Annotated in this window: 11 protein-coding genes; 8 read left to right on the top strand and 3 right to left on the bottom strand. The window is 70.8% G+C overall.

Annotated features, from left to right (window positions below):
• Nucleotides 1-166 precede the first annotated feature (166 nt).
• The 4 genes from AB0F77_RS14690 to AB0F77_RS14675 all read left to right on the top strand — a co-directional run bounded on the left by AB0F77_RS14690 (nt 167) and on the right by AB0F77_RS14675 (nt 6,494).
• Nucleotides 167-1,777 carry a dynamin family protein gene (locus AB0F77_RS14690; protein ID WP_361947025.1) on the top strand — a complete coding sequence of 537 codons (1,611 nt, stop codon included), beginning with the start codon at nt 167-169 and terminating at the stop codon, nt 1,775-1,777.
• 150 nt (nt 1,778-1,927) lie between these two features.
• Complete coding sequence (locus tag AB0F77_RS14685) at nt 1,928-4,018, top strand: YfjP family GTPase (RefSeq protein WP_361947131.1); 2,091 nt, start codon at nt 1,928-1,930, stop codon at nt 4,016-4,018.
• 227 nt (nt 4,019-4,245) lie between these two features.
• The gene (locus AB0F77_RS14680; RefSeq protein WP_361947022.1) at nt 4,246-4,749 is read left to right on the top strand and encodes a single-stranded DNA-binding protein; all 504 of its coding nucleotides are present in this window, start codon (nt 4,246-4,248) and stop codon (nt 4,747-4,749) included.
• Nucleotides 4,750-5,129: 380 nt separating this feature from the next.
• Entirely contained in the window at nt 5,130-6,494 is a 1,365-nt protein-coding gene (locus AB0F77_RS14675) for a Cys-Gln thioester bond-forming surface protein (protein ID WP_361947128.1), read from the top strand.
• Nucleotides 6,495-6,576: 82 nt separating this feature from the next.
• On the opposite strand, the gene AB0F77_RS14670 is transcribed toward AB0F77_RS14675, so the two are convergent.
• Nucleotides 6,577-7,086: an arsenate reductase ArsC gene (locus AB0F77_RS14670; protein WP_361947019.1), complete on the bottom strand. Its 510-nt coding sequence runs from the start codon at nt 7,084-7,086 to the stop codon at nt 6,577-6,579.
• A 101-nt stretch (nt 7,087-7,187) separates the two neighbouring features.
• Entirely contained in the window at nt 7,188-7,463 is a 276-nt protein-coding gene (locus AB0F77_RS14665) for a metalloregulator ArsR/SmtB family transcription factor (RefSeq protein ID WP_361947016.1), read from the bottom strand.
• A gap of 661 nt (nt 7,464-8,124) precedes the next feature.
• On the opposite strand from AB0F77_RS14665, the gene AB0F77_RS14660 reads away from it, so the two are divergent.
• From AB0F77_RS14660 to AB0F77_RS14645, 4 genes are all read left to right on the top strand, one after another.
• Complete coding sequence (locus AB0F77_RS14660; protein WP_361947013.1) at nt 8,125-8,733, top strand: hypothetical protein; 609 nt, start codon at nt 8,125-8,127, stop codon at nt 8,731-8,733.
• A gap of 632 nt (nt 8,734-9,365) precedes the next feature.
• The gene (gene ettA / locus AB0F77_RS14655) at nt 9,366-11,030 is read left to right on the top strand and encodes an energy-dependent translational throttle protein EttA (RefSeq protein WP_361947010.1); all 1,665 of its coding nucleotides are present in this window, start codon (nt 9,366-9,368) and stop codon (nt 11,028-11,030) included.
• 2 nt (nt 11,031-11,032) lie between these two features.
• Complete coding sequence (locus tag AB0F77_RS14650; protein ID WP_361947007.1) at nt 11,033-11,440, top strand: thioesterase family protein; 408 nt, start codon at nt 11,033-11,035, stop codon at nt 11,438-11,440.
• Nucleotides 11,437-12,117: a hypothetical protein gene (locus AB0F77_RS14645; protein WP_361947004.1), complete on the top strand. Its 681-nt coding sequence runs from the start codon at nt 11,437-11,439 to the stop codon at nt 12,115-12,117. The genes AB0F77_RS14650 and AB0F77_RS14645 overlap by 4 nt, the downstream gene beginning before the upstream one ends.
• Nucleotides 12,118-12,193: 76 nt before the next feature.
• On the opposite strand, the gene AB0F77_RS14640 is transcribed toward AB0F77_RS14645, so the two are convergent.
• The gene (locus AB0F77_RS14640) at nt 12,194-12,598 is read right to left on the bottom strand and encodes a globin (RefSeq protein WP_361947001.1); all 405 of its coding nucleotides are present in this window, start codon (nt 12,596-12,598) and stop codon (nt 12,194-12,196) included.
• Nucleotides 12,599-12,682 lie beyond the last annotated feature (84 nt).

The raw sequence follows: 12,682 nt of genomic DNA, 5'->3' as shown, positions 1-12,682 counted from the left end.
TACGAATCGTGCATCGCTTTTGGCGTATCCAGCCACGGGTGTTGTGCACTCGTTATGCCTCGCCTGTGCGTCCGCCCCAGTCGCCCCATCCGCCCGATCTGTTCCGTCGGCACGCAGGCAACGCCATATGCTTCAGAAATCCCCCAAAATTGGGCATTCTTCGCATGTGGTGACCTTGGACGTACGGCCTCAGCTGCTCGACACACTCTCCGCGCTGCGCGACCGTGTCGCGGCCGCACGCTTCCCGCTGCCCCTGGCGGGGGCCCCACGCGCGCGTGCCAACCGCGACGAGCTCCTCGCCCAGCTGGACGACTATCTGGTGCCCCGGTTGAGAGCACCCGAAGCGCCGCTCCTGGCCGTCGTCGGCGGCTCCACGGGCGCGGGCAAGTCGACGCTCGTCAACTCCCTCGTTGGACAGCGGGTCAGCGAGGCGGGCGTGCTGCGCCCGACCACCCGTACCCCGGTGCTGGTGTGCCATCCGGAGGACCATCACTGGTTCAGCGGGATGAGAGTGCTGCCCGATCTCGCCCGCGTGTGGGCGCCCCGCCGCGACCCCGCGCACGACGACCCCCCGTTCCCGGGCGACGACCCCGCGCGCGTACTGCGCGTCGAGACCGTCGACAGCGTCCCGCGCGGGCTCGCCCTGCTCGACGCCCCCGACGTCGACTCCCTCGTCGCCGACAACCGCGTCCTCGCCGCCGAACTGATCTGCGCGGCAGACATCTGGATCATGGTGACCACGGCCGCCCGCTACGCCGACGCCGTCCCCTGGCACCTGCTGCGCACGGCCAAGCAGTACGACGCCACCCTGGTGACCGTCCTCGACCGGGTCCCGCACCAGGTCGTCGCCGAGGTCTCCCGCCAGTACGGCGCCCTGCTCACCAAGGCCGGCCTGGGCCACGTACCCCGGTTCACCGTGCCGGAGCTGCCCGAGTCCGCGTGGGGCGGCGGTCTGCTGCCCGCGAGCGCGGTGGCCGCCCTGCGGACCTGGCTGGTGCACCAGGCCCAGGACCCGGCCGCCCGCCAGCACGTCATGGCGCGTACGGCGTACGGCGTCCTCGAATCGCTGAAGTCCCGCATGCCCGAGCTGGCCGGGGCCGCCGCCGCCCAGTACGCGGCCGCGCTGCGGCTGACCTCGGCCGTCGACGGGGCGTACGACAGCGAGCACGCGCGCGTGAAGGGACGGCTCAACGGCGGTGCCGTGCTCGCAGGGGACGCCCTGAAGCGGTGGCGCGCCTTCCCCCTCGACTGCACCGCGGGCGAACTGCTCGACGCGCTGGTCGGCAGCCTCGCCGCGCTGCTGCTGTGTGCCGTGACCGCCGCCGACGAGCGCATCGACGAGGCATGGCGCCGGGAGCCCGCGGCCGGCGCCCCGGAACTCGCGGACCGCGGTCCGTCCCCGGACAGCGCCGAGCACCGGATCGGACTGGCCGTACGGCGCTGGCGGCGCGAACTGGAGGAGTACGCCGAGGAGGAGGTGCGCGAACTGGACCGGGGCGCCGCGCCCGACCCCGAGGTCATCGCCGCGCTGGTCGCCACCGCGCTGCTGGGCGGTCGGCGGGCCAGGACCGCGGGCGAGGGGCTTGCCGAGCGGCTGGGGGCGCACGGCGCGCTGCGGCTGCGCGACCGCGCGGGGCGGCTGCTCGGCGAGCACCTGGACCGCGTGATGAACGTCGAGCGGGAACGCCGGCTCGCCCCGCTCGACGCCCTCGACGTCCAGCCCGAGCCCCAGGCCGAACTCATCGCCGCGCTGTCCGTACTGCAGAAGGAGAGGTGACCGGTGACCGCCGTCACTGACCAGGACCACACGGAGTACGCCGATCAGAACGGGGACACCCCCTTCGCACGGACCGCGGCCGCGGAAATCGAGGTCTTCATGGAGAAGCCGGACAAGGAGGAGACGCCCGGGAAGGGCCTCCTGGAGAAGATGCCGACCGAGAACGTCCCGAACGTGTCGAACGTATCGACCGGGCAGGTCCCGGCCGGGCAGCCCCCGATCGAGAAGGCGTCCGGCGAGAAGGCGCCGACCGAGAAGGTCTCGGCCGGGAACGCCTCGGCCGAGGGGCCGGTGGACGCGAAGGCACGGGCCGGGGAGCGGCGGGCCGAGGAGCCGTCGGCTGGGGAGAAGAGCGGCGGGCAGGGCACCCACGCGCGCGTGCCGGACGACAACAGCACCGAGCACCGTAAGGACGTACGCGATGTTAATGGCGTACGAGAGGTACGGGACGCACGGGAAGTACGGGAGGTACGTCCCCCCGCCGTCACCCCCGAATCGCGCCCACACGCGGGTGACGGCGACGGTCAGGGCGACCAGGCCGGCTCCTGGGACGACGGGCTCATCGCCCGGCGCGTGACCGAGGACGACGAGGTCGCGCACTCGCACCGCCCCGTCGAGACGCCCCGTCCGGCCGCCCGGCCCGCCGGCCCGCTCGCCTACGACGGCCACCTCCGCTCCCGGCTCGACGCCCTGCGCGAACTCGTCGGCCTCTCCCGCACGCGCGTGGACAGCCGCACCCTCGCCGAGGCGGGCCGGGTGCTCGACGAGGCGACCGCCCGGCGCAGGCTCTCCGGGCAGCACACCGTCGTCGCCATCGCGGGCGCCACCGGCAGCGGCAAGTCCCAGTTGTTCAACACCCTGGCCGGGGTGGCCATCTCGGAGACCGGCGTACGGCGTCCGACCACCGCCGCGCCCATCGTGTGCAGCTGGAGCGACGGGGCCGCCGGACTCATCGACCGGCTCGGCGTACCCGGTCGGCTGCGCCGCCGCCCCGTCCAGAGCCCGGAGGCCGAGGCGCAGTTGAGCGGGCTGGTCCTGGTCGACCTGCCGGACCACGACTCGGCGGCCGTGCAGCACCGCGAGCAGGTGGACCGCATCCTGAAGCTCGTCGACGCGGTGATCTGGGTCGTCGACCCGGAGAAGTACGCCGACGCCGTCCTCCACGAGCGTTATCTGCGGCCCATGGCCGGTCACGCCGAGGTCATGTTCATCGTCCTCAACCAGGTCGACCGGCTGCCCGGCGAGGCCGCCCACCAGGTCCTCGACGATCTGCGGCGCCTGCTCGACGAGGACGGGATCGCCCTCGGGGAGCACGGTGAACCCGGCGCCACCGTGCTGTCGCTGTCCGCCCTGACCGGCGACGGCGTCGGCGAACTGCGCGAGGTACTGGGCCAGTTCCTGGCCATGCGCGGGGCGGCGGCCCGCCGTGTCGCCGCCGACGTCGACGCGGCCGCCGCCGGGCTGTGGCCCGTGTACGCCACCGGACGGCGCACCGGGCTCAGCGAGGAGGCGCGCGACGAGTTCTCCGCCCGGCTCGCCGACGCGGTGGGCGCGACGGCCGCGGGCGACGCCGCGGAACGCGCCTGGCTGCGCAACGCCAACCGCGCCTGCGGCACGCCCTGGTTGCGGCTGTGGCGCTGGTACCAGGACCGGCTCGACACCCCGTCGGGGCGTTTTCCCGCCCTGGGCCAGGTGGACGAGGAGGCGACCGCGCGCCAGCGCGTGGAACAGGCGGTCCGTACGGTGTCCGAGCACGCCTCGGCCGGACTGCCGGGGCCCTGGGCGCAGGCCGTGCGCGAGGCGGCGGTACGCGGATCGCAGGGTCTGTCCGAGGCGCTGGACGGACTGGCGACGCGTGCCGTGCTGCCGGGGCGTCCACCGCGTCCTGGCTGGTGGCCGGCGGCAGTGCTGGCGCAGGCGTGCATGACGCTGCTCCAGGTCGTGGGCGGGCTGTGGCTGGTGGGCCAGATCGTCGGGGTCATGGCGCCCAACCTGGGTGTTCCGGTGCTGCTGATGGTGGCCGGGATCGTCGGGGGGCCGGTGGTGGAGTGGAGCTGCCGGATGGCGGCGCGGGGGCCGGCACGCCGGTACGGCCTGGAGGCGGAGCGCCGATTGCGCGAGGCGGCCGCGGGGTGCGGGCGGGCCCGGGTGCTCGATCCCCTGGCCTCGGAACTGCTGCGGTACCGGGAGGTGCGGGAGCAGTACGGGAAGGTGTGCGGCACCGGGGTGGGCGTGGGATGAGCCGACGGGGGAGGGGACCTCGTTCACCCGTGTGAGTGGCGGGTTTTTCCACAGGTGGGCCGGTGGTCCACAGCGCTCGGCGGGCCCGGCCCGACGGAGGCAGTCTGGCTGTGCGGCGGTCGCGGCGAATGCGGCGAACGCGGTCGTGACAGCCGACGCAGCCGTACGGGACGGGCCCGTACGTGTATCCGCCCGTGGCCGGTGCCCGGGCGAGGGAGGGACGCACGATGAACGAGACGATGGTGTGCGCGGTGGGCAACGTGGCGACGCGCCCGGTGTTCCGGGAACTGGCGGCGGGCCCGTCGGCCAGGTTCCGGCTGGCGGTGACCTCGCGCTACTGGGACCGGGAGAAGAACGCCTGGACGGACGGTCACACCAACTTCTTCACGGTCTGGGCCAACCGCCAGCTCGCCACCAACACGGCGGCCTCGCTGAACGTGGGCGATCCGGTGGTCGTGCAGGGCAGGCTGAAGGTGCGCACGGAGAACCGGGAGGGCCCGCAGGGCCAGCAGGGCTGGGTCTCCGCGGACATCGACGCGGTGGCGATCGGCCACGACCTGGCGCGGGGCACGTCGGCCTTCCGGCGCGCGGCGAAACCGGAGACGGCGCTCTCGCAGCATTCGGAGCCGGCGGTCGCCTCGCCGCGAGGTCCGGAGCCCGACTGGGAGACACCGGCCGAGCATGCGGAGGCTTCCGGACAACCGCTCGGGGAACCCGCCGTGGTGACATGACGTCACAGGTCGAGAGACCGAACCGACCAGGCATCGGGCGACCGGCCGGCCGGACCGGGACTCATCGACGGATCCACCTGCGAACGAACCGGTGGATTTGTCGATAAGCCCTGCTCAAGGCCGGTCGGGGCGATAACGATTCCGAGTCGGATCGGTCACCGACCTCACGACCGGGAAAGTGCGCCTCGGCCGGTCCCTAGGATGCCGAACACGGCTTTCGGAGCCGCTGGTTCAGCTGGTGGGACCTGGCCCCCCACGCCAACGGGTCCTGCTCGAAGGGGAATTCTGTGTCTTTCGCGTTCTCTGGGTTCTCTGGACACTCGGTCACCACCGGGCGGTCCGCTCGCGGGTGGGGTGCGGCCCGTCTCACCGCCGGTGTGCTGGCGTCCGGGCTCGCGGCGGCCGGTGTACTGACGGGGGCCGGGACGGCTGCCGCCGCCGACGACGGCTCCGCTCCGCGCGGCCAGGGCGGAGCGGTCGCGACCATCGGCGGTCTCAAGACGTACGGCGAGGCCGTCGTCCACGGGGAAGACGGTGACCAGCGGGTGTCCGCGGGCCTGTTCGAGATGTCCGTGGAGGGCGGGGGCACCCTCCAGACGTACTGCATCGACATCCACAACCCCACGCAGAAGGACGCCCGTTACCAGGAGACGCCCTGGAGCGGCACCTCGCTCGGCACCAACAAGGACGCCGGCAAGATCCGCTGGATCCTTCAGAACTCCTACCCGCAGGTCAACGACCTCGCGGCCCTCGCCCGGCACGCGGGCGTCGGCTCGCTGACCGAGCAGGACGCGGCGGCCGGCACCCAGGTGGCCATCTGGCGGTACTCGGACGGCGCGGACGTCGACGCCGCCGACCCGAAGGCCGAGAAGCTCGCCGACTACCTGGAGAAGAGCGCCCGCGACCTGCCGGAGCCCAAGTCGTCGCTGACCCTGGACCCGGCCGCCGTCTCGGGGCACCCCGGAGGGCTGCTCGGTCCGGTGACCGTGCACACCGACGCGGGCACGGTCACCGTGACGCCGCCGGCCGACGCGGCGACCAGCGGGGTGCGGATCGTCGACAAGACCGGCAAGGTCCTCACGTCCGCGCAGAACGGCAGCGAGCTGTTCTTCGACATACCCGAGGACGCCACGGACGGCTCGGCCGCGCTGACCGTGCAGGCGTCGACCACGGTGCCGGTCGGCCGGGCCTTCGCCTCCGACAGCCGCAGCCAGACGCAGATCCTGGCGGGCTCCAGCGAGTCCACGGTCTCGGCCTCCGCGACCGCGACCTGGGCCGACCGGGGTGCGATCCCCGCGCTGGCGGCGCACAAGAACTGCGCCAAGGGCGGGGTGGACATCACCGCGTCCAACTCGGGCGACAAGCCGTTCACCTTCGAGCTCCTGGGCTTCCAGCACTCCATCCCCGCGGGCGGTTCGCAGACCGTGACGATCCCGCTCCAGGAGGACCAGGCATACGACTTCACGATCACCGGTCCCAACGGCTTCGCCCAGCGCTTCACCGGCCTGCTCGACTGCCGGACCCAGAGCGGCGAGAGCGCCCTGTCGGCCCAGACCCTCAGCGAACCGAGCCCGGCGACGGTGGGCGGCGGCGGTGTACCGACCGGCGGTACCAACCTCGCCGCCACGGGTGGCGGCACCGCCACTCCGATGATCGCGGGCGTGGCCATCGGCCTGGTGGTCATCGGCGGAGCGGCCCTGGTCCTGCTCCGCAAGCGCGAGACCGAGACCCAGTCGGAGGACTGAGCGGCGGGGGCGGGGGACGTCCGGCCCGCGGGCGCGGCCCGGAACCCCGCCGCCCGAACCACCGGCGGAACTACCGGCGGAACTACCGACCCGGCGGGACCGCCGACCCGGACGGACCGCCCTCAACGCTCTCGGTACTGCCGGCGCGCCCGGTGATCTCGGCGCTCCCGTTGCTCGCGTCGTTCTCGGTGATCTCGTCGAGGAGGCCGCGGACGAGCTTCTCGATCTCGTCGCGGATGGGGCGGACGGCGTCGATCCGGCGGCCCGCGGGGTCCGGGAGGTCCCAGTCGAGGTAGCGCCGGCCGGGCAGGACGGGGCATGCGTTCCCGCAGCCCATGGTGATTACCACGTCGGACATCTGGACGTCCTCGGTGGTGAGCACCTTGGGTACCTTGGTGGAGAGGTTGATGCCCACCTCGGACATGACCGCGACGACGGTCGGGTTGACCGAGGAGACGGGCGCGGACCCGGCGGACCGCACGTCCACGCGGTCGCCCGCGAGACGGCTGAGGAAGGCGGCGGCCATCTGGGACCGGCCGGCGTTGTGCACACAGACGAAGAGGACGGAGGGTCTTCCGGAGGGGGAGGTCATGGGGAGCGGTCTTTCGGGAGGACGGGATTACGGGAGGACGGGATCAGGGGAGTGAGCGGAGACCGGGGGACGGAGCGGGACGGAGTCCGAAAGGGGACGGTCTATTTCCTGCTGTCCGCCGGGGCGGTCAGTCCTGGGGAGGTCAGGAAGGCGGTGAGGCGGTCGAGGGTGTCGGGCAGGACCCAGTAGTAGACCCAGGTGCCACGGCGCTCGCAGTCGTCCAGGCCGGCCTTGCGCAGCAGCTTGAGGTGATGGGAGATCGTCGGCTGGGAGAGGTCGAAGGCCCGCTCCTCCCCGAGGGTCGGCTCCGCACCCTCAGGACAACAGCCCCCGACGTCCGACCCCTGCCCCACCACCACAAGCTCCTGCTTCGACATGTATCTATATTGGCACCCCGCGCTCCCCACGAACAGTCACCAGCACTACACAGTGAACCTGCCGCGGACTTGCGCTTGGAAATGCCGCAGAAGTGAGAGTCGCGAGAATGCGTCAACAATGGAAAACGACTGGACCTACAGGTTTCTCAGGTTAATTCTGCGAAGGTCGCGTTCCGGGCGCCCGGCGCCAGTCGAAGAACTCGGGCTTGAACCACACGGCACCATCACTCAGGGCTTCGGTGCAGGGCCTCGACGGTCCAGCGCCCTCGGATCAGTCGGGCGAGCCGAGTCGGGCCGGCCCGTTCGGCGGTGAGGCTGGTGACCGCGTAGACGGCCTTGAGGCTGATCTTCCCGGTCTCGCACCCGGCATGACCACGCCGAAGTCCTCCCCGAAGGGGATATGGGTGATATCTGCCGTAAACTCTCTTTTGGTTCCTCCGTGCTACCCAACGCACCCAAATGCAACCGCCAGTTGATCCCCAACACCATGGCGAGGGACACTGTCTGGCGGATGCGTGTTCCCGGCCGAGTGGCACTCGCTTCGGTGTCCTCCCGTGCAGGTCGGCGGAGGCCATTCACCCTAAGATTACTGGGCAGTTGACCTCGGGGTTTCGTGGTAGCGTCCTTGTTCGCAGGGACAGTGCAACCTGAAAGGGAAATCGTGAACACGGAGAAGATCGCCGCTCGCCGCCTTTCGCTGGAAGAGGTGACGAAGCTCGGCGTGAAGGACAGGATCTTCGTTTCTGCCGACGCGGCAGAACTCAAGCTTCCCGACTGCTATGTCCCTGCTTTTCTGACCAAGTCCGGTGAGGATTTCGAGGGCGGCTCGATCACGGTGAGGACCGTGTTCCAGGAAGAGGTCTCCTGTCTTCCCGACGACGAGAATGAAGCCGGAATCTACTTGGCCGACGAGAACGGCTCGGTGACCATCGAGGTCCTCCAGTCCGCCGGTGTCGTGCTGGACCTGGCACTTTTCGTCCCTGGTGGGGACAAGGGGGCCCTCACGGCCCTTTACGCCGCGGCCCGGCAGGCGTTCGGCGCCGACATCGTGCAGATCTGGCGCCAGGGCCTCAAGGAGGTTCCCGACGTGAAGGTCGACATCTTCGAGGAGCAGATTCTCCGGGGGCGCAAGGGGGGCGACAGTCCCAAGCGTGACCGTCGCGCGATCGACACCTACCCCACCCGTGCGGACTTCATCGAGTTCTCGGCGGGGTGGAAGCCGGTCGTTGAGATTCACCGGCCGGTTGTTGACGACACCCCGACCATCTGAGGCGGCGTTACCTCTCGGTCTCGGCCTGAGGGAACGCCGGGAACGCATGCGCCTTCCGTTCCGCTCGATGGCCTCGTGAGGCAGTCCGCCTGACCGAGATCAAAGCCTGAAGTTATTCAGCGACAGCCTCAGGGCTTCGGCGTAGTCGAGTGACGTCCACTTCGTGCTCGGGCGAGGCCGAGGAGCGTGAGGGGTCGGTGGGCGTCACGCGCATTGCGGCGACGGCCGGAGGCGATGTTCTTCGCGCCGTTCAGTCGCAGGGCGCCGACCGCGAGGTCGCGCCAGGTCGCCATGGCGGGGGGTGCGCTGTCGGTCCGCCACCGCGCACGCGGTCAGGTCGAGCACGACGGCCGGCGCGTGCCGCACTCCTCGCAGCCGGATCATGCATGGTGTGCAGCACCGGCCGTCGGTCGACGCTCGCCGCCACCAGGTGTTCCGGAAGCCCGGAAGGGGCGTCGATCATCACCCTCCGGTCACCGATGACCTCCACGCCGGGGCCGGCTCGCAGGAGCCACCGGTGAAGCCGCAGGTCAGGGGCGCTCGACCATACGGGTTTCCATCCAGGGGTGGCGGTCAGGCAAGATGGGGTGTATCTGCCCACTGCCTGATTTCAAGCTGCCGGACGGTTTCTCTTGGCTGAGTTCATTTACACCATGCGCAAGGCGCGCAAGGCGCACGGCGACAAGGTGATTCTCGACGACGTCACCCTGAGCTTCCTCCCGGGTGCCAAGATCGGCGTCGTCGGTCCGAACGGTGCCGGCAAGTCGACCGTGCTGAAGATCATGGCGGGGCTGGAGCAGCCCTCCAACGGCGACGCGTTCCTGTCGCCCGGCTACACCGTCGGCATCCTCCTCCAGGAGCCCCCGCTCAACGAGGAGAAGACGGTCCTGGAGAACGTCCAGGAGGGCGTCGCCGAGGTCAAGGGCAAGCTCGACCGGTTCAACGAGATCGCCGAGCTGATGGCGACCGACTACTCCGACGCGCTGCTCGACGAGATGGGCAAGCTCCAGGAGGAGCTCGACCACGCGAACGCGTGGGACCTCGACGCTCAGCTGGAGCAGGCCATGGACGCACTGGGCTGCCCGCCCGGCGACTGGCCCGTGGCCAACCTCTCCGGTGGTGAGAAGCGCCGCGTCGCGCTCTGCAAGCTGCTCCTGGAGGCGCCCGACCTGCTGCTCCTCGACGAGCCCACCAACCACCTCGACGCCGAGTCGGTGAACTGGCTGGAGCAGCACCTCGCCAAGTACGACGGCACCGTCGTCGCCGTCACCCACGACCGCTACTTCCTCGACAACGTCGCGGGCTGGATCTGCGAGGTCGACCGCGGCCGGCTGCACGGCTACGAGGGCAACTACTCCAAGTACCTGGAGACCAAGGCCACCCGCCTCAAGGTCGAGGGCCAGAAGGACGCCAAGCGGCAGAAGCGGCTCAAGGAAGAGCTGGAGTGGGTCCGCTCCAACGCCAAGGGGCGCCAGGCCAAGTCCAAGGCCCGTCTCGCGCGGTACGAGGAGATGGCCGCCGAGGCCGACAAGATGCGGAAGCTGGACTTCGAGGAGATCCAGATCCCGCCGGGCCCCCGGCTGGGCAGCGTCGTCGTCGAGGTGAACAACCTCAGCAAGGCGTTCGGCGAGAAGGTCCTCATCGACGACCTGAGCTTCACCCTCCCGCGCAACGGCATCGTCGGCGTCATCGGCCCGAACGGCGCCGGCAAGACCACCCTGTTCAAGATGATCCAGGGTCTGGAGACGCCGGACGGCGGCAGCATCAAGGTCGGCGAGACCGTCAAGATCTCGTACGTCGACCAGAGCCGCGAGAACATCGACCCCAAGAAGACGCTGTGGGCCGTCGTCTCCGACGAGCTGGACTACATCAACGTCGGCCAGGTCGAGATGCCCTCGCGGGCGTACGTCTCCGCGTTCGGCTTCAAGGGCCCCGACCAGCAGAAGCCGGCCGGAGTGCTCTCCGGCGGCGAGCGCAACCGCCTCAACCTCGCGCTCACCCTCAAGCAGGGCGGCAACCTGCTGCTCCTCGACGAGCCGACCAACGACCTCGACGTCGAGACGCTCTCCAGCCTGGAGAACGCGCTGCTCGAGTTCCCCGGCTGCGCCGTCGTGGTCTCCCACGACCGGTGGTTCCTGGACCGGGTCGCCACGCACATCCTCGCCTACGAGGGTGAGTCGCGGTGGTTCTGGTTCGAGGGCAACTTCGAGTCGTACGAGAAGAACAAGGTCGAGCGGCTCGGCCCGGACGCGGCGCGTCCGCACCGTGCCACCTACAAGAAGCTGACCCGGGGCTGATCTTGCGGCACATCTACCGCTGCCCGTTGCGCTGGGCGGACATGGACGCGTACGGCCACGTCAACAACGTGGTCTTCCTCCGCTACCTGGAGGAAGCCCGTATCGACTTCCTGTTCCGTCCGGACAAGGACTTCCGGCAGGGGTCGGTGGTGGCACGCCACGAGATCGACTACAAGCGGCAGCTCGTCCACCGGCACGCGCCAGTGGACATCGAGCTGTGGGTCACGGAGATCAGGGCGGCGTCCTTCACCCTCACCTACGAGGTGAAGGACGGCGACACGGTCTACGTCCGGGCCTCGACGGTGATCGTGCCCTTCGACTTCGAGGCCCAGCGCCCGCGCCGGATCACCGCGGAGGAACGCGACTTCCTCGCGGAGTACAGGGACGAGGAGGAGGCCGTCGCCGCATGACGGTGCTCCAACTGGCCGACGAGGGGGAGGCGGCGGATCTCGCCGCCTTCCTCTCCCGGCTGCTGCACTACGACCGCGGCGCCGCCGTGCGCCTCCAGGCCGCGGGCACCGTGCTCGCCGTGTTCGGGCGACCGCCCTCCTTCGAGGTGCTCGCCGTGCGTGCGGTGCGGCTGGCGAAGCCGTACGAGAAGGGGCTGGACGCCACGCTCGACGTGACGGTGTCCGCGGGTGAACTCCTGGAGTCCGTGGACGAGTCGGCCGCCACGGCCGGCGTTCCGGGGGCGGTGACCGGGCCGCCGTGGGCCGGTGTGCTGCCGCCGCGCGGCGGCTGGCGTCCCGAGCCCGGACTGCCCGCACCGGACGCGCTGCGCGCCCTGGTCGGCGCGGTCGTCGCCGAATTCCGTTCCCGTACGGGCGAGTTGCCCGAGGAGTGGCGCACCCGGACGGAACTCGACCGCATCGGGCGCGACATCTGGTCCCGGACGGTGGGGGAGACCGGCCTTCCCGTACGGGCCGTGCACGCCGCGCAGTCCCTCGGGTTCCTGCGGCCCGGCTCCGCCGAGCGCCCCGGGCTGTTCTCGTCGGGAGCATGGCTGCGGCTGCGCACGCCCTACGGCTCGATCGCCGTCCGCCGGGCGGGCCTCGGCTCCCTGGGCGTCACCGTCAACGCCCACTGAGCGGCGCCGGTCACCCGGCGCCGCTGCCCGGACTCCGGACCTCCCGGGGTCCGGTTCGGAGGGGGCTCGGCGCGGCTCAGTCCGGGGTGTTGATCATCGAGGCGGCGGCGTACGTCAGATAGTCCCAGAGCGTGCGCTCGTGCTCCTCCGACAGGCCCAGCTCCTCGACCGCGGTCCGCATGCGCGCGAGCCAGGCGTCGTGCGCGGTCCGGTCGACGGTGAACGGGGCGTGCCGCATGCGCAGCCGGGGGTGGCCGCGCTGCTCGCTGTACGTCGTGGGGCCGCCCCAGTACTGCATGAGGAACAGGGTCATCCGCTCCTCGGCCGGACCGAGGTCCTCCTCGGGGTACATCGGCCGCAGGACCGGGTCCTCGGCGACCCCCTCGTAGAAACGGTGCACGAGCCGACGGAAGGTCTCCTCCCCGCCGACCTGCTCGTAGAAGGTCTTCTCCTGAAGAGTGCCGCGCCGAATCTCTCTCACCCCTCCATCGTCTCAGACGAGGTGGCCCAGGACTCAAGGCCTAGGACCGATCCGGCGGGGCCGTGACGGGCGGCCGTGACGGGG

Source organism: Streptomyces sp. NPDC026672 (genome assembly GCF_040638185.1).
Taxonomy (GTDB): domain Bacteria; phylum Actinomycetota; class Actinomycetes; order Streptomycetales; family Streptomycetaceae; genus Streptomyces.
This window is presented reverse-complemented; position numbering and strand designations above follow the sequence as displayed.

What these genes read in the sequence shown, in the direction of transcription:
- AB0F77_RS14685 (WP_361947131.1), top strand. Translation starts at nt 1,928, where the DNA reads ATGCCGACCGAGAACGTCCCGAACGTGTCGAACGTATCGACCGGGCAG.
- AB0F77_RS14680 (WP_361947022.1), top strand. Translation starts at nt 4,246, where the DNA reads ATGAACGAGACGATGGTGTGCGCGGTGGGCAACGTGGCGACGCGCCCG.
- AB0F77_RS14670 (WP_361947019.1), bottom strand. Translation starts at nt 7,086, where the DNA reads ATGACCTCCCCCTCCGGAAGACCCTCCGTCCTCTTCGTCTGTGTGCAC.
- AB0F77_RS14665 (WP_361947016.1), bottom strand. Translation starts at nt 7,463, where the DNA reads ATGTCGAAGCAGGAGCTTGTGGTGGTGGGGCAGGGGTCGGACGTCGGG.
- AB0F77_RS14645 (WP_361947004.1), top strand. Translation starts at nt 11,437, where the DNA reads ATGACGGTGCTCCAACTGGCCGACGAGGGGGAGGCGGCGGATCTCGCC.